This is a genomic window from Acidobacteriota bacterium (assembly GCA_035471785.1).
In the GTDB taxonomy this organism is placed as follows: Bacteria; Acidobacteriota; UBA6911; order RPQK01; family DATIPO01; genus JANQFM01.
The window spans coordinates 87,558-104,419 of sequence record DATIPQ010000098.1; the positions used below are offsets into that span (position 1 = coordinate 87,558).

At 61.1% G+C, this 16,862-nt stretch carries 14 protein-coding genes; 8 read left to right on the forward strand and 6 right to left on the reverse strand.

All coding sequences use genetic code 11. From position 1 onward, the window contains the following. Positions 1–49: 49 nt before the first annotated feature. From sufC to metH, 7 genes are all read left to right on the forward strand, one after another. Positions 50–811 carry a Fe-S cluster assembly ATPase SufC gene (sufC, locus tag VLU25_14275; protein HSR69098.1) on the forward strand — a complete coding sequence of 254 codons (762 nt, stop codon included), beginning with the start codon at positions 50–52 and terminating at the stop codon, positions 809–811. Between the two features lie 37 nt (positions 812–848). Next, positions 849–2,189, forward strand: coding sequence for a Fe-S cluster assembly protein SufD (gene sufD, locus VLU25_14280; protein HSR69099.1), 1,341 nt, complete (start codon positions 849–851; stop codon positions 2,187–2,189). 4 nt (positions 2,190–2,193) lie between these two features. Beyond that, positions 2,194–3,456, forward strand: coding sequence for a cysteine desulfurase (locus VLU25_14285; protein ID HSR69100.1), 1,263 nt, complete (start codon positions 2,194–2,196; stop codon positions 3,454–3,456). Next, positions 3,456–3,899 (forward strand): SUF system NifU family Fe-S cluster assembly protein, encoded by a 444-nt coding sequence (locus tag VLU25_14290; protein HSR69101.1) that lies wholly within the window; start codon positions 3,456–3,458, stop codon positions 3,897–3,899. The genes VLU25_14285 and VLU25_14290 overlap by 1 nt, the downstream gene beginning before the upstream one ends. A 44-nt stretch (positions 3,900–3,943) precedes the next feature. Beyond that, the gene (locus VLU25_14295; protein HSR69102.1) at positions 3,944–4,306 is read left to right on the forward strand and encodes an SUF system Fe-S cluster assembly protein; all 363 of its coding nucleotides are present in this window, start codon (positions 3,944–3,946) and stop codon (positions 4,304–4,306) included. Between the two features lie 65 nt (positions 4,307–4,371). Continuing rightward, positions 4,372–6,198 (forward strand): glutamine--fructose-6-phosphate transaminase (isomerizing), encoded by a 1,827-nt coding sequence (gene glmS / locus VLU25_14300; GenBank protein ID HSR69103.1) that lies wholly within the window; start codon positions 4,372–4,374, stop codon positions 6,196–6,198. Between the two features lie 20 nt (positions 6,199–6,218). Next, positions 6,219–9,929, forward strand: coding sequence for a methionine synthase (metH, locus tag VLU25_14305; protein ID HSR69104.1), 3,711 nt, complete (start codon positions 6,219–6,221; stop codon positions 9,927–9,929). Positions 9,930–10,078: 149 nt separating this feature from the next. Here metH and VLU25_14310 read toward each other — a convergent pair whose 3' ends face one another. The 6 genes from VLU25_14310 to VLU25_14335 all read right to left on the reverse strand — a co-directional run bounded on the left by VLU25_14310 (position 10,079) and on the right by VLU25_14335 (position 16,136). Next, positions 10,079–10,519, reverse strand: a complete 441-nt coding sequence (locus tag VLU25_14310) for a cytochrome b562 (protein ID HSR69105.1) — start codon at positions 10,517–10,519, stop codon at positions 10,079–10,081. A 42-nt stretch (positions 10,520–10,561) separates the two neighbouring features. Continuing rightward, positions 10,562–11,836 (reverse strand): c-type cytochrome, encoded by a 1,275-nt coding sequence (locus tag VLU25_14315; GenBank protein HSR69106.1) that lies wholly within the window; start codon positions 11,834–11,836, stop codon positions 10,562–10,564. A gap of 31 nt (positions 11,837–11,867) precedes the next feature. Next, positions 11,868–12,053 carry a hypothetical protein gene (locus tag VLU25_14320; GenBank protein ID HSR69107.1) on the reverse strand — a complete coding sequence of 62 codons (186 nt, stop codon included), beginning with the start codon at positions 12,051–12,053 and terminating at the stop codon, positions 11,868–11,870. A gap of 66 nt (positions 12,054–12,119) precedes the next feature. Then, complete coding sequence (locus VLU25_14325; protein HSR69108.1) at positions 12,120–13,220, reverse strand: ACP S-malonyltransferase; 1,101 nt, start codon at positions 13,218–13,220, stop codon at positions 12,120–12,122. After that, complete coding sequence (locus VLU25_14330; GenBank protein HSR69109.1) at positions 13,213–15,444, reverse strand: thiamine pyrophosphate-dependent enzyme; 2,232 nt, start codon at positions 15,442–15,444, stop codon at positions 13,213–13,215. Before VLU25_14330 ends, VLU25_14325 begins: the two co-directional genes overlap by 8 nt. 14 nt (positions 15,445–15,458) lie before the next feature. Further along, positions 15,459–16,136, reverse strand: a complete 678-nt coding sequence (locus VLU25_14335; GenBank protein HSR69110.1) for a hypothetical protein — start codon at positions 16,134–16,136, stop codon at positions 15,459–15,461. Positions 16,137–16,304: 168 nt separating this feature from the next. On the opposite strand from VLU25_14335, the gene VLU25_14340 reads away from it, so the two are divergent. Continuing rightward, the gene (locus VLU25_14340; GenBank protein HSR69111.1) at positions 16,305–16,748 is read left to right on the forward strand and encodes a flavin reductase family protein; all 444 of its coding nucleotides are present in this window, start codon (positions 16,305–16,307) and stop codon (positions 16,746–16,748) included. The last annotated feature ends 114 nt before the right edge of the window (positions 16,749–16,862 follow it).

The following is a 16,862-nucleotide window of genomic DNA, read 5'->3' on the forward strand; positions in this document are numbered from 1 at the left end:
TGACAATGCATCGATGTCCATAGATCAGGAATCTGGAGAAATAGAGAAAATGCTGGAAATCAAGAACTTGAGAGTGTCGGTCGAGGGCAAAGAGATCCTCAAAGGCGTCAACCTGAAGATGAATGAGGGCGAGATCCACTCCATCATGGGTCCCAACGGCTCGGGCAAAAGCACCCTGGCCAACGTCCTGGCCGGCCGCGAAGAGTACGAGGTCACCGATGGGCAGGTCTTTTACTTCGGTCAGGACCTGTTGGAGATGGACCCTGAGGAACGGGCTTGCGAAGGCATCTTTCTGGCCTTCCAGTACCCCGTCGCCCTGCCCGGCATCAGCAATACCTATTTTTTGCGCGCCGCCCTCAACGCCAAGCTGAAGTACCACGGCCAAGATGAAATCGACGCCATGGAGTTCCTCAAACTGGTGCGCAGCAAGATGAAGCTGCTCAAGATGGACGACACTCTTATGAACCGTCCTGTCAACGACGGTTTCTCGGGAGGCGAAAAGAAGCGCAACGAGATCTTTCAGATGTCGGTCCTGGAACCCAAGCTGGCCATTCTCGACGAAACCGACTCGGGCCTTGATATCGACGCCCTCAAGGTGGTGGCCGAAGGAGTCAATTCGTTGCGCGATCCCAAGCGGTCTTTTCTGGTGGTGACCCACTACCAGCGACTGCTCAACTACATCGTCCCCGACTACGTGCACGTCCTCGTGGACGGCCGCATCGCCAAGTCCGGAGACAAGCAACTGGCCATCGAGCTGGAGGAGAAGGGTTACTCCTGGCTGGAAGAGAAAACCGCAGCGGTTTCGGCCTGAAGGGACTAACCGGACACTTCACGAGAGAGGACTGACGATGTTGGAAGCAGTAAAAAGAGAGATCGACAGTTACCGCGAGCAGTTCGCGGCCTTAGAGAGGGAGTCGGGCGATGCCGGCCCCATCCAGTTGCGCTCGTTGCGCAAAGAAGCCTTCAATTACTTTTGCGACAAAGGTTTCCCGACCACGCGCGACGAGGACTGGAAGTACACCAACCTGAATCCGCTCACCCGGACGGAATTCGGCCTCCAGCAGGCCGATCCGCTGCAGGCCTCGGAGCTCAGCCGCATCCCCTTTGGAGACCTGCAATGCCCCCGGCTGACCTTTGTCAACGGGCATTTCAGCCAGGACTTGTCGACCCTGGATCAAATGCCCCAGGGCGTGACCGTCAAGACGCTGTCGCGGGCCCTTGAAGAGGACGCCGACTGGCTGGAAGAGCACCTTGGGCGTCACGCCCAATACCAGGACAAGCCGTTTACGGCACTCAACCTGGCTTTCTTGCGCCAGGGCGCCTTCATCAAAGTAGCGCCCAACACGGTGGTGGAAAAGCCGGTGCAGGTGCTATACGTCACCACCGGGAAGGCCCAGGACGGCGCCTGCCATCCCCATAACCTGGTCCTGGTGGGCGAGAACAGTCAGTTCAAGCTGGTGGAGAACTACAGCGCCCTGGGCCAGGTCCGCTATTTCAACAACGTGGTCAGCGAAGTGGTGGTGGGCGACAATTCGGTAGTCGACCATTTCAAGATCGATCTTGAGAGCCTGCAGGCCTTTCACGTCAACCGCACCGCGGTCTACCAGGGACGCAGCAGCAACTACCGCAACTTTTTCGTGGCCTTCGGCGGGGCCATCGTCCGCAACGACATCAACACCGTGCTCGACGGAGAAGGTTCGCATTGCGGCTTGGACGGGCTTTTCGTGACTCGCGAGAGGCAATTGGTGGACAGTTTCACGGTGATGGAGCATGCTCAGCCCAATTGCGACAGCCGCGAGGTTTACAAAGGCATTCTTGACGACAGTTCGCGAGGGGTCTTTCACGGACGCATCATCGTTCGTCAGAAAGCGCAGAAAACCGACTCCAAACAGAGCAGCGACAATCTGCTCATCTCCGACAACGCCTTGGTCAACACCAAGCCGCAGTTGGAGATTTACGCCGACGACGTGAAGTGCACCCATGGGGCCACCATCGGGCAATTGGACGACGAGGGGCTCTTCTACCTGCGTTCCCGCGGGATTCCCGAAGAAGCGGCCCGCGGTTTGATGATCTACGCCTTTGCCAGCGAGGTGATCAGCCGCGTCACCTACAAGCCCTTGCGTGAGCGTCTGCATGATTACATGGCCGACTGGCTGCCCAACGGCGATCTGGTGAGGGAGGCCGAGTAAGACAATGAGCGCCATCGGTACTTCCGCTGCCCAGCCCCAATCATTTCCTCAGGCCTACGATGTCGAGAACATCCGGCGCGACTTCCCCATCCTTCATCAGGAGGTGAACGGCCATCCCTTGGTCTATCTCGACAACGCAGCCTCGACACAAAAGCCGCGGGCCGTCATCGAGGCGGTGGAGGAATACTATCGGCGCGATAACGCCAATATTCACCGAGGGGTGCATGAGCTGAGCCAGCGCGCCACCGATGCTTACGAAAAAGCGCGGAGCACGGTCCAACGATATCTGAATGCGGCCGAAAGCCGCGAGATCATTTTCGTGAGGGGTGCGACCGAGGGCATCAACCTGGTGGCGCATTGCTTGGGCCGCTCTCTGGGCGAGGGCGACGAGATCATCATCTCGCACCTGGAACACCATTCCAACATCGTGCCCTGGCAGATGCTGGCCCAGCGCAGCGGAGCCAGCCTGCGGGTGATACCCATCAACGACGCCGGGGAGGTCGAGGTCGAGGCCTATGCCGAGTTGCTCAACGAGCGGACGCGCCTGGTGGCGCTTTCCCACGTCTCCAACGCGCTGGGGACCATTTCGCCGGTCAAGCAGATGATCCGCATGGCTCACGAGCAGGGTGCCCTGGCGCTGATCGACGGCGCTCAGGCCGTCCAGCACCTGGAAGTCGACGTGGGCGATCTGGACGCCGACTTCTACGTCTTTTCAGGGCACAAGATCTATGCGCCCACCGGTATCGGCGCTCTCTACGGCAAGGCCGAACTGCTGGAAGACCTGCCGCCTTACCAGGGCGGCGGCGACATGATTCTCTCGGTCAGTTTCGAGGGCACCACCTACAACGAGATTCCTCACAAGTTCGAAGCCGGCACGCCCAACATCGCCGGGGCCATCGGGCTGGGCGCGGCTCTGCGCTATCTGAACGAGGCGGGTGTCGGACGCATCGCCGCCTATGAGGCCGAACTGCTCGCTTACACCACCCGGCAGGCCCGGCAGATTCCGGGCTTGAAGGCGGTCGGCACGGCCTCCAGCAAGTCGAGCGTGTTCTCATTCCTGCTCGATAACGCCCACCCCCACGACATCGGCACGATTCTCGACCAGAACGGGATCGCCATCCGCACCGGACATCATTGCGCCCAGCCTGTCATGGAGCGTTTCGGCATCCCCGCCACCGCCCGTATCTCGCTGGGGATGTACAATACCCGCGAAGAGATCGACAAAGCCTTGCAGGCGGTGAGAAGAGTGCAGGAGATTTTCAATTGATGCTGGACGAGCTTTACCAAGAGGTCATCCTCGACCACAACAAGAGCCCCCGCAACTTCGGAGAGCTGGAAGGCGCCAGCCATCGGGCTGAGGGCCACAATCCGCTTTGCGGCGACAAGGTCAAGGTCTACCTGGAGATCGAAGACGGCGTCATCGCCGACATTCGCTTTCAGGGAGCGGGCTGCGCCATTTCCACCGCCTCGGCTTCTCTGATGACCGAGGCCCTCAAGGGCAAGACGGTCGAGGACGCCCGACAGCTATTCGGCCGCTTCCACGAGGTCGTTACGGGCAAGAGGGAAGCCGATCCCGACACCATCGGCAAACTGGCGGTCTTCCAAGGGGTGCAGAAGTATCCCGTGCGCGTCAAGTGCGCCAGCTTGGCCTGGCACACGTTGCAGGCCGCCTTGCAGGAGAAAAGCCAACCGGTCACTACTGAATCCTGAGCCGTCCAATAGTGTACCGATCCAAAACTCAGAGGATGGGCGAGATGTCTGAAGAAGAAACCACTCAAGAAGAAGCGATAGCGGAGATCCGCAGCGAGCATCCCGGCGACCTCGACAAGAAGGTGGTCGAGGCCTTGCGGGAGATCTACGATCCCGAGATTCCGGTCAACATCTACGACATCGGACTCATTTACAACATCGACATCAGCAAAGACGCCAAGGTCGACATCAAGATGACCCTGACGTCGCCCATGTGTCCGGTGGCCGACAGCCTCCCTCCCGAGGTGGAAAACCGCGTGGCCGAAGTGGAGGGCGTCGAAGAGTCGAAAGTCGAAGTGATATGGGATCCGCCCTGGACCATGGAAAAGATGAACGAGGCCGCCAAACTGCAACTGGGACTGATCTGAGGAACCGGCGGAACGCCTCGATTCAGGGCCGAGCCGTCCCGCCCTTCTGATAAACTGACCTCTCAATGTGTGGAATCATTTGCTACATGGGCAAGCGTCCGGCAGTGCCCATACTGCTGGACGGACTGAGGCGGCTTGAGTATCGGGGCTACGACTCGGCCGGAATCGCCGTCTTCAACAACGGCTCTATCGACCGCGTGCGGGCCCTGGGCAAAATCCGCGAGCTGGAAGACAAACTCGACGATCACCGCTGCAAGAGTTGGGGCGGCATCGCCCATACCCGCTGGGCCACTCACGGCGCGCCTTCGGAAATCAACGCCCATCCTCACTGCGACAATTCCGGCCGCATTTTCTTGATCCACAACGGGATCATCGAGAACTATCAGCAGATCAAGGAACGCCTCCTCGACAAGGGCTATCATTTCGAATCGGAAACCGACACCGAGGTCCTCACTCAACTGATCGCCGACTGCTACAAGGGCGACCTGGGCGAAGCCGTCACCCAAGCCTTGCGCCAGGTGAGAGGCGCCTTCGGCATAGCCGTCATCTCGCGCCAAGAGCCGGGCAAGATGGTGGTCGCCCGCCGCGGCAGTCCCCTCATCATCGGTCTGCGCGAGGGGGAGATCTTCGCCGCCTCCGACGTGGCCGCACTGGTCAACCACACCAAGAAAGTCGTCTACCTGGAAGACAACGACATCGCTGTCCTCACTCCCGATCAGCACGACATCTTCAACCTCGACGACGCCGACATCAGGCGCATGCCTGAAACCGTCGATTGGGATGTCGATGCCGCCGAAAAACAGGGCTTCCCTCACTTCATGCTGAAGGAGATCTTCGAGCAGCCTCAGGCGGTACAGAACGCCATGCGCGGACGGCTGATCGAAGACGAGGGAACGGTCAAGCTGGGCGGCCTGGAACCGGTACTGAAGCGATTCCTCAACATGGACCGGCTGATCATCGTTTCCTGCGGCACGTCCTTCTATGCCGGGCTGATCGGGCGCTACATCGTCGAGCACATGACTGAGATCGGAGTCGACGTCGACCTGGCCTCGGAGTTCCGCTACCGGCGGCTCAACCTGAAGCCGGGAACAGTCGTGCTGGCCATCAGCCAGTCGGGCGAGACGGCCGACACCCTGGCCGCCGTGCGGGAGGCCAAGCGCAAAGGCGTGCTGGTGTTGGGACTGGTCAACGTCGTGGGAAGCAACATCGCGCGTGAAACGGCGGCCGGCGTCTACAATCACGCCGGCCCCGAAATCGGGGTGGCCTCCACCAAGGCTTTCACCTCGCAGGTGGCCGTGCTTTATCTGCTCTGCCTGATGCTGGGCCGGCGACACCGCATGTCGCTGACCGAAGGCAAGCAGTTCATCGAGACCTTCCGCACCGTCCCCGAGAAGATGGACCGCATCCTCCATCAGGCCGACCGCATCGAATCATTAGCCCAGAAGTACAGTCGTTATTCCAATTACCTTTTCCTGGGCCGGCAACTCAACTACCCGGTGGCACTGGAAGGCGCCCTCAAGCTGAAGGAGATTTCCTACCGCCACGCTGAAGGCTATGCCGCCGGCGAAATGAAGCATGGCCCCATCGCCCTGATCGACCAGGACTTCCCCACCATCTGCATCGCCCCGCGAGACAGTTCCTACGAGAAGATGATCTCCAACATGCAGGAGATCAAGGCCCGCGGCGGGCCGATTCTGGGAATCGTCACCGAAGGCGACAGGCAGATGCGCGAACTCTGTGACGATGTCATCGAGGTGCCCCAGATCGACGATCTCTTCACGCCTTTTATGACCACCATTCCGCTCCAATTGCTGGCCTACTATATCGCCCGCGAAAACGGCTGCGAGATTGATCAGCCCCGCAACTTGGCCAAGTCCGTAACCGTCGAATAGCGGTTCTCAAGCGAAAGCCCATGATTCATCGCGAAATACAATCCCTGCTGCACGAGCGCATCCTGCTGTTGGACGGCGCCATGGGCACCGCCATCCAGGACCAGAAGCTGGCCGAAGAGGACTATCGGGGATCCCGCTTCAAGGATCACCCTTGCGATCTGAAGGGCAACAACGATCTGCTCTGTCTCACCCAGCCGCAACTGATCGAAACCATCCACAGGCGCTATTTGGAGGCGGGCGCCGACTTCATCGAGACCAACACCTTCTGCGCTTCGGCCGTCTCTCTGGCCGATTACCAAACGGGAGATCTGACCTACGAGATCAATCTGCAGGGGGCCCGCCTGGCCCGCCAGGCCGTGGAGGACTTCTGCCGCAGCCAAGGCACGGGTCCGCGCTGGGTGGCGGGAGCCATCGGCCCCACCAACCGCACCCTCTCCATCTCGCCTGACGTCAACGACCCCGGATACCGGGCCGTGACCTACCGCCAGATGCAGGACTCCTACTTGCAGCAGGTTCTGGGGCTGCTGGAAGGCGGAGTCGATGTGCTGCTCATCGAGACCGTCTTCGACGCCCTCAACTGCAAAGCGGTGCTTTCAGCCATCGCTCAAGCGGCCCAGGAGACCGGCCGCCGGACGCCCGTCATGGTTTCAGGCACCGTGGTCGACAACAGCGGACGCACGCTCTCGGGACAAACGCCTGAGGCCTTCTGGATTTCGCTGCGCCACGCCCCCCGGCTGCTGGCGGTAGGACTCAACTGCGCCCTGGGATCGGAGCAGATGCGTCCCTACATTGAAGAGATCTCCCAGGTGGCCGACACCTACACCAGCCTTTATCCCAACGCGGGACTTCCCAACCAGTTCGGCGAGTACGACGAGAGTCCGGAGTTCATGGCCCGCCATCTGCGCGACTATGCTGAGAGCGGCTTCGTCAACATGGTGGGAGGCTGTTGCGGCACCACTCCTGAGCATATCCGGGCCTTCGCCGAGGCCGTGCGCGGCCTTCCTCCGCGCCAGGTGCCCAAGATGGAGCCATTGTTGCGGCTGAGCGGATTGGAACCGCTGGTGGTCCGCCCCGACTCCAACCTGGTCAACGTAGGCGAGCGCACCAATGTGGCGGGATCGCCCAAGTTCAAGCGCCTCATCATGGAGGGCGAATTCGAAGAGGCCCTCTCGGTGGCGCGTGAGCAGGTGGAAAGCGGGGCCCAGATCATCGACGTCAACATGGACGAGGGGATGCTCGATTCCGAGGAGGCCATGCGCAAGTTCTTGCTGCTGCTCTCGGCCGAGCCGGACATCGCGCGGGTGCCGGTCATGATCGATTCCTCCCGCTGGACGGTGCTGGAAGCCGGGCTGCAATGCCTGCAAGGCAAGAGCGTGGTCAATTCCATCAGCCTCAAGGACGGCGAAGACTCCTTTCGCAAGCAGGCCAGCAAAGCCCTCGAATATGGAGCCGCCGTCGTGGTCATGGCTTTTGACGAGAAAGGTCAGGCCGACAACTTCGAGAGGCGCATCGAAGTCTGCGCACGTGCCTACAAGATCCTGGTGGAAGAGGTGGGATTCCCGCCTCAGGACATTATTCTCGACCCCAACATCCTGACCGTGGCCACCGGAATCGCCGAGCACGACAACTATGCCGTCGACTTCTTGCGTGCCACCCGCTGGATCAAGGAGAACCTGCCCTGGGCCAAGGTCAGCGGCGGAGTCAGCAACATCTCTTTCTCATTCCGCGGCAACAATGTCGTGCGCAGGGCCATGCATTCGGCTTTCCTCTACCATGCCGTGCAATCGGGCCTCGATATGGCCATCGTCAATCCGGCTCATCTGGACGTCTACCAGGACATCGATCCCGATCTGCTGGAGAAAGTGGAGGACGTGCTGCTCAATCGCCGTCCCGACGCCACCGAGCGGCTGATCGAATTCGCCGGCACCGTGCAGGAAGGCGAAATTGAAGAAAAGGCCGAGCAGGACTGGCGGGGCCGGCCGGTGGAAGAGCGGCTCAAGCACGCCCTCGTCAAGGGCGTCGCCGACCACGTGGAAGACGACGTCGAGGAAGCCCGCCGCAGATACCCTTCTCCCCTGGCCGTCATCGAGGGTCCGCTGATGGATGGGATGAACGTGGTGGGAGACCTTTTCGGCGAAGGCAAAATGTTCCTGCCCCAGGTGGTCAAGAGCGCCCGCGTCATGAAGAAAGCCGTTGCCTACCTGATTCCCTTCATCGAAGAAGAGCGGCAGGCTTCCGGGGGGAGCAACAGCAAGGGCAAGGTGTTGGTGGCCACGGTGAAGGGAGACGTCCACGACATCGGCAAGAACATCGTGGCCGTGGTCTTGCGCTGCAACAATTTCGAGGTGATCGACCTGGGGGTCATGGTCCCCAGCGAGAAGATCCTGGCCAAGGCCCGCGAGATCGGTGCCGACATCATCGGACTGAGCGGGCTCATTACGCCCTCGCTGGACGAGATGGTGCACGTGGCCAAAGAGATGGAGCGGCAGGACTTCGAATTGCCCCTGCTCATCGGAGGCGCCACCACATCGCGCGTCCACACCGCCGTCAAGATCGAACAACGGTATCCCAAGGCTCCCGTCGTGCATGTGCTGGACGCATCGCGCAGCGTCGACGTGGTGCGCCGGCTCATCGATCCCCAATTGCGCGGAACTCTCTGGGAGGAGGTGCGGCAAGACTATGCCCGACTACGCGAGCGCTACGCTCAGCGGGGACACTCGACCCGCCTGCTGACTCTGGAAGAGGCGCGCGGCAACCGTCATCAAGTCGACTGGGACCGCGCTCTGCCCGCACCCCGAGACAGCGGGCTTCAGGTCTTGCGCGACTTCCCGCTGAGCGAACTGCGTAACTATATCGACTGGACTCCCTTCTTCTTGACCTGGGAGCTGACTGGAAAGTACCCCGATATTCTCGATCACCCCTCGATGGGAGGCGAAGCGCGCAAGCTGCTGGAGGACGCCCAGTCCATGCTGGACAGGCTGCAAGAAGGGAAACTGATCCGCGCCCACGGCGCTTTTCGGCTCTTCCCCGCCGCCCGCGTGGAGGACGACATCGAGGTTTACGCCGATCAAGAGCGCGAGGAGGTGCTGGCCGTTCTCCATACACTGCGCCAGCAGACCCAGAAAACGGGCGGCCATCCCAATCGGGCTCTGGCCGATTATGTGGCCAGCCGCGAGAGCGGACTGCACGACCACCTGGGGCTGTTCGCCGTCACTGCAGGAGATGGCGTGGCCGAGCTGGCCCGCCGGTTCGAGGAAGAGCACGACGATTACAACGCCATTCTGCTCAAGGCCCTGGCCGACCGTCTGGCCGAAGCTTTCGCCGAGTATCTGCACCAGAAGGTGCGGCGCGAGGCCTGGGGATACGCCGCCCAGGAAGAGCTGGACATTCAAGCCCTCATCGCCGAAAAGTATCAAGGCATCCGTCCAGCTCCGGGATATCCGGCCCAACCCGATCACACCGAGAAACGCACCCTCTTCCAGTTGCTCGACGTTGAGGACAAATTGGGAATCGTGCTGACCGAGAGTTGCGCCATGATGCCGGCGGCCTCGGTGTGCGGCATCTATTTCTCCCATCCCGATTCGGCCTACTTCAACTTGGGCAAGATCGGGCGCGACCAGGTCGTCGACTACGCGCGCCGCAAGGGCATGCCGCTGGAAGAAACCGAGCGCTGGCTGGCTCCCGTGCTGGCCTACGACCCCGACCGTATGGAGGCGGCGGCTCCAGCCTAGGGGTAGCGAGCGACCTCATACCGTCGAGCGCAATTGAGCATTCACCGCGGTCGCTGAAACTTGACCCGTGTGTGAACTTGTTGGCCACCTAGTGGCCCTTGCCCAACCACCAATTTCCTAGGACCAACTACCAAGAGAGAGATCGAGCCTTAACTCGGATCCTCGTCTTGGACGCGGAACTGGGAGTGGCCTTCTTTTTTCCACTCGAAGAGACGCCTTAACAGTTGGCCGGCCTGCTCGCTATCGCCTGCTTCCACCGCCGCCTGGAACTCGTCCAAGGTGCTCAGCATCTTGTCGATGGTCTGGCGGAATTCGGCGACGAAGGCTTCACGTTCCTCCTCGGGCAGGTCGGCTGTTTTCAGCGGTTTTTCCTTCTGGGCGGCCAAGGCATGAAGGCGGAACTCCTTGATCAACTCCAGCACCGAAGCCTTGTTGGCCGCGTCGCGGGATTGACGACGAATCTGGCGCAGAATGTCGTTCATGTTCTCCATTCGCTGCACGATCTCGGGCTTTTCCTCATCTTGAGGAGCGGCCGCAGCAGGAAGGGAAGCGCTTATCAGCAACGAAAGTGCGAGAAGGATTCTGCTCATCTGTTCGACTCCGTTCAGGGGCTTATTGGGGTGGACGTAAACTCAATTTTCCTCTTCCTCGGGGGGAAGAAGTTCTTCTCCCGGCGGCCAGGGGATGTTCTCGCGGATCCAACGTCTGATCAACTCGATCTCGCCGGGAGTCAGCGGATCACCCTTGGGCGGCATGGGATAGATTTCGTTATAGGGATCCTCTTCGTCGGCCTCGATAAAAGTAACCAGCATGCTGGCGTCGGGGTCTCCGGGCACCACGGCTTTCCGCTCCATGAACTCGGCGATTTCGCCGCCTGCCAGCATCCGCTCACGCGTATCCATGCGGAATTCGCTCTTCTGCTCGCCGGGCCCGTGACAGTTGAGACAACGCCTCAAAATGGGACGCACCTGGTAAAAGAGGGAATAATCGGCATCAGAGTTTCGCGCCGAGGTGAGATCGTCCGTTCGGACCGGCTCCTCGCCCTCGGCCGGGTCTGCGGCGTCGGTCCGGCCCAGGGGCTTCTCCCGCAAGAACTGGCGGGCGGTGAGGGGACCCAGGGCGCGCAGTTCCAGCACATGATCGGTCAGAGCTTGCAGATCTTCTTCGCTCATGTGATCGGCGTAGGCCGGCATGTCGATGGCCTGCCGCTGCTGAAAGTAGCGGCCGGGGCTGAAGCCCAGGAAGCCCTGATCGAGGAAGGCCTGGGAGGCGCCGTCGCGAATCCACTCCAGCACTTGAGTTCGTTCGCCTGCGCCGGTGAGGGCGTCGAAGTCGTCCCCGAAAAAACCGGGGATGTAACCTTTGAGCGAATCGAGGTTGCCGATGCCGCCCTGACCCAACGCTCCATGGCAGGAGTAGCAGGCCATCCGATGGGCTAGAGCCTCCCCTGGCGTCAGCGGGTAGTCGGAGCCTTGGCGCAGGGCCTGGTCGACTTCATAGCGATATTGTTCAAGGGCCAGATAGGCGATGATGTCGTCGATCTGCTCGACCGAGAGGTGATGTTTGTAGGCCGGCATCTTCAGCGCCTCTTGCTGGCGCGAGGCCATGTAGACCTGGGAGTGCTCCTTTTCGTCGGTGATGCCGTCGGCGATCCATTGGCGCATCTCGGCGATCGACATGCGTTGGCTGAAGAGAGAGGGGATGCTCGAATACTCCTGGGCGGAATCATCCTTGGCCGGATTGAACGCTCCCGAGGAGGCGGGATTGTGGCAGGACCAGCAGCCGGCCTCCTCCATCAGACGCGCACCCCGCTGGGCCGGCGAGTACTCCGGAAATATCTCGTCCCTGAAGACGATCACCAAGACTGTCAGGGTAAGGGCCGCTAAGAGCAGGAGCAACAGGGTCAAGCGGCCCTTTTTGCGTGGACGTCCCATGCTCTCAGCAGTTCATGCAGCGGATCTCTTCAAAAATGTCCGACTCCAGGTCGCTTTTCTCGCGGGCGAAGTCGATCAGGCAACGTACCGCCTTCGATTCGTCGATGAGGCCGTGCTCTTCGGTCATCTCCCGCAGCCATTCATATTGGTCTTCTTTGAGTTCCACGCTGTATTCGATATTCTCGCTCATGCTTCTCCTTTGAATTGCAAACGGCCTCATTCTAACATCGCTTTTAACCTTGACGGCGGAAGGGCGCTAAATGATTGAAGCCGCTTGATTTAGGCGATTCAGCGAGATCAACGGCGGCTGGCCGCTTCGCTGGGCCTTCTGAAAGCTCTCACGGTCGCTCAGGCCGCGCCAGCCTTCGGCGATGAGGACTTGGGCCAAGGCTCCGCCCAGCGATTCTCCCGGGCCCAGCAGCACGAAATGGTCGGGATTGTATTCCAGGGCCGCCACCCGCACGGCGGCGCTGAAATCGAAGGGGCGAAGCACTTGTTCCTCCAGGGTGTAGAGGGAGAGGGCCTCGGCCAAGGTCTGCATAGGCTTCCACTGAGCGCCCCGCCCGTCGATGGCGGGGGTGTGGGGCTGATGCCACTCCAGGTCGTTGAGTTTTCGCCGGGCGAAGCGGGAGAGAGGCTCCATCAGGGGGGTGTGGAAGGCGCTGTGGTAGGCGAGCTGAAGGGGGAATTGGCGGCCGTTGCGGGTGACCGGGGGCAGCTTTTCACTCATGGCCTCCAGTCCTGACGGAGTGCCGCCCAGGACCGCATAGCCTCCCAGGCGGATCGACAATCCGGCCCAACAGGCGCTCTCGGACGGCGGCTCTCCTTGAGCCGCGAGGGCCTGCGCGTCGTCGTCGCTGACCGAGCGGGCCAACTCCAACACCTTCTCCAGGCTCCCGCGCCGGGGGCGCCAGTCGTGGTCTTCCACCAGCGGATAGATGATTTGTCCGCCACGGACGTTGCCGCGCTGCTGCAAGCCCATTTCATTGACCAGTCGAAAGGCCTCGGCGAAACCGAGGGCGCCGCAGAGATAGAGGGCGCTGTACCATCCCATCGAGTTGCCCACCACGGCCACCACTTCGTGATCGGGATTGAGGAGGGCGGCATCGGCGGCCGTGCAGGTGAAGATGAGCGCCGATGCGTTCTCGCCGGGCAGGTGAAGGGCGGAGCTGAAGCGTTGGGCGGCGTCCAGTTCGCTGACGGTGGGCTGGCTTCGCCGACGGCGCATTTCGTCGGCCTCTCCCACCAGCCGCTCTCGCTCTGAAAAGCGCGGATGTTCCTGAAAACGGCTCAGGTAGCCCAACTCGCTCTTGCCGTAGGTCCCCCGTCCGGGGGCCACCAGCACGATCCTAGCCACGCAGAACCTCCCATCTTTGCCGTACGGCTTGAGCGATGCTTTGCCGCGAGGGGAGCACGTATTCCCAGGCCGTCCCCAGGGGGATATAAGTGTCCTCTCCGCAAACTCGCGTCAGATGGGGCATTTCGTCCTGCAGGGCCTCGCACAGCAGGGCGGCGATTTCTTCCGACAGTCCGCCGGTTCGGCGTGATTCGTCCACCAGGATGACGCTTTTTCGTCCTCGTGCGGCGTCGACGATCGCCTGGCGATTGAGCGGCGTCAGGAAATGCAGTTCCAGGATGGCAAATTCGATGCTCTGCCGGGAAAGGTCGTGCTGAGCTTGTCGGCTCAGGTAGCATCCGTTGGCATAGCTGATAACCAGAATCTCGGCCTCCTGCCGGCCGTGAAAGCTGACGTGGCCGAAGTCGAGTGTTTCCTGAGGAGCCGGGTAGGGAAAGAGCCAGTCGTCGTCCCCGGTTAGGTCCTTGGCCATGTAAAGGGCGATGGGCTCCAGGAAGAGCACGACGGCGCCGCATTCAAGCGCCAGGCTGACGGCACAGCGCATGGCGCGTACAGCATCGGGCCCGTTGCTGGCGGTGACGATGATGATGCCCGGAATCTCGCGCAGCGAAGCGAATCCGTTGTCGTTGTGGAAGTGTCCTCCGAACCCCTTCTGGTAGGCGAAGGAGGCGATGCGCACCACCATGGGATTGCGGAACTGGCCCTGAGAGAAGAACTGCAGCGAGCAGGCCTCTCCCCTCAACTGGTCAACGGCGTTGTAGACATAGGCCAGATATTGAATTTCGGCGATGGGCAGCAGGCCTATTTGTCCGGCGCCGATAGCCAGTCCCAGGATGGCCTGCTCGTCGAGCAGGGTGTTGAAGACCCGCCCCACGCCAAAGCGCTCGTAAAGCTCGGCGGTGACGTTGTAAACGCCGCCCTTGCGCGCCACGTCTTCCCCGAAAACGGTAATGCGCCGGTCGCTGAGCATGAGGTCCTGCAGCCCCCAGTTGATGAGTTGGGCCATGTGACGCGGCTTGGAGTCCTCGGGAAGTCCTTTGCTGAAATGGCTGCGGCGCGTCGGCCGGTCGGCGCTGACGGGGCTGGGCAGGCGCGGCGGGGTCTCGGGCAGGAGGGGAGCCATCACCGAGGCCGCGCTGCTGTGGCGATCCCGGCGCGAGGCTTCACGCCCGGCGGCGCGCACCTGTTCGGCTATGGAATCGTAAAGGTCGAGGACTTCTCCCGGCGAGAGCACCCCCCGCTCGATCAATCCCAAAGCCGTTTGGATGAGCGGGTCGAGGGCTTCCTGGGCCTCGATTTCTTCCCGCTTTTTGTAAGACAGCTCGATGTCGGTGCCGGCATGGCCCAAAAGGCGCACGGTGCGCAGGTGAAGGAAGACCGGCCGCCGCGTCCTGCGGCAATAGGCCACCGCCTCCTCAATCTCGCGGTAGCTTTTGAAGATGTCGAGGGCGTCGGACTTGTAGTAGGTCAGTCCCGTGCGATGACGGTAGTTTTTGTCGACCCATTCCCCCGGCGTCCGCACCGAGATGCCGATGCCGTTGTCTTCGCAGACCAGCAGCAAGGGAACCGGCAAGCGCTGGAAATCGGCCCAGGAGGCCGAGTTGAGGGCTCCCAAAGCGGTGGAGTGGTTGACCGAAGCGTCTCCGAAAGTGCAGATCGCGATGGCGTCGCGGGGAACTCCTCCGCAACCCATCAGGTCGAGACGGCGCCGCCGGTCCATGAAAAAGGCGTAGCCTACCGCCTTGGGCAGATGAGAGGCGATGGTGCTGGTCTGGGGAGGAATGTTGAGGCCAAGGCTGCCCCAGACCTTGTGGCGTCCGCCCGAGATGGGGTCCTGCCTGGAAGCGCACAGGCCCAGGCAAGTGTCGAATATGGGGGTTTCTCCGGCCACTTGACGGGCCCTGGCCAGGTAGAATCCGCCGCTGCGGTAATGCAGGAAGGCCGTATCGGTGGGACTCGTAAGCTGTCCCAGCATGGCGTTGCCTTCGTGTCCCGCCGAGCCGATGGTGTAGAAGCTCTTGCCCTCAGCCTTCAGTTCGCGGGCGACGTAGTCGAGCCAGCGGCTGGTGATCTGGCACTCGAGAAGCTCCACCGCGGCTGCAACGGTCAGCCGGGAGTTCCTCACCAACAGGTCGTGGGGAAGAAAAGAGACCCTTTTGAAGGCAGCTTGGCCTACGCGGGTACGGAAGTTCTCATCGACGATCTGAACGCGGTTGATCGACATGCAGGAGGAGGAGGTTACTTGTTGATCAGGTCCCTGATGCGGTCGATCGTACCTTCGGGATTGCGCATGGCTTCCCGCCGGGCCTGTTCGGCGATTCGGCTGATGATCTGCTGTACCAGTTGGCCCTGAGTGACTCCTTCGCCGCCTTCGCCGCCGCCCACGTTCTCAAGCGTCACCTTGGGGACCTCGACTTTGAGACCCTGTGCCAAGGGCGGGAGATTGACGGTGGCAACGATGTTTTCAACCACGACTTCTTCGATGACGAACCTCTTGCCCCCGCCTCCGTCGGCGGAGTCGTCCGACGACCGGTGCTTGCGCAGGTTCTCTTGGATCGTCTGGATGTTGGTGCGTCCTCGGGAGCCCTCAACCCAGATTTCGACATTGCTGACGTGAAGGCGCGGAGCCACGATCTTGTCCGCCAGCAGCGTTCCCAGGGAGACGTCTAGATGGAGGTCGCCTACCCGGGCCAGATGGGGCGACTGAAAGCCTTCGGGATTGTCGATTTCGAGTCCCGACAGGCTGAATCCGCCGCTGAGTATGCCCACGTCCACCGAGCCGGCATGAACCGCCACACCGAGTGCGCGGCTGCCCTGGTTTTCGATAGCCGAGGCGGCGATGGAATCGATAAACAGACCTACTGTCAGGAAGGCCAGCAGCAGGACGACGACAACGGCGATGGCGATCTTTTTCATGGCTTCTCCAGGATGTCGGGCTCAGAATAGCAGATTGCCGGCCCTTTCACCTGACGGCTGTGCGGGTTGATGAACGAGGTTCGCGCCCGCAGGAGCGGGTGTTGTAGACTCTTCCATGGTATGGGAGACGCGAGTATGGCATTGTCGGCGGAAAAGTTTCGCGCTGTCATGAGGAATTACGCCATGGGCGTCACGGTGGTCACCACCCAGGGCTTGGCTGGTTGCCCATACGGCGTTACGGTAACCGCCTTTACTTCTCTCTCGCTGGACCCCTTGATGGTCCTGGTGTGTCTCGACCAAAAACTGAGCGGGTTGGAGCTGTTCGAAGACTTCGGACGCATGGGCGTGAACATCCTGGCCGAGGGACAGGAAGACGCTTCCGTCTTCTTTTCCCGGCCCAGCACCGACCGAACCGAATTCGACTACGTTCAGGGAGAGAACGGGCTCCCGCTGCTGGCCGACTGCCTGGCCTGGCTGGAATGCGATATCGTGCAGAGCTATCCGGGAGGCGACCACAAGATTCTGGTGGGCCGCGTCACCAATGCCGTGCTCCGCAGCGACCGCAAACCCTTGCTTTATTATGACGGCGCCTACGCCAGGTTGGCGGACTAGAAGTAGCGAGCAGCCTCTTGATTCGGGTGTGAACTTGTTGGCCACCTAGTGGCCCTAGAAAGGCGAAACTTTCCTCTACAAGTGTCGTAATGTAACTTGGTCGTCCCCTTCACA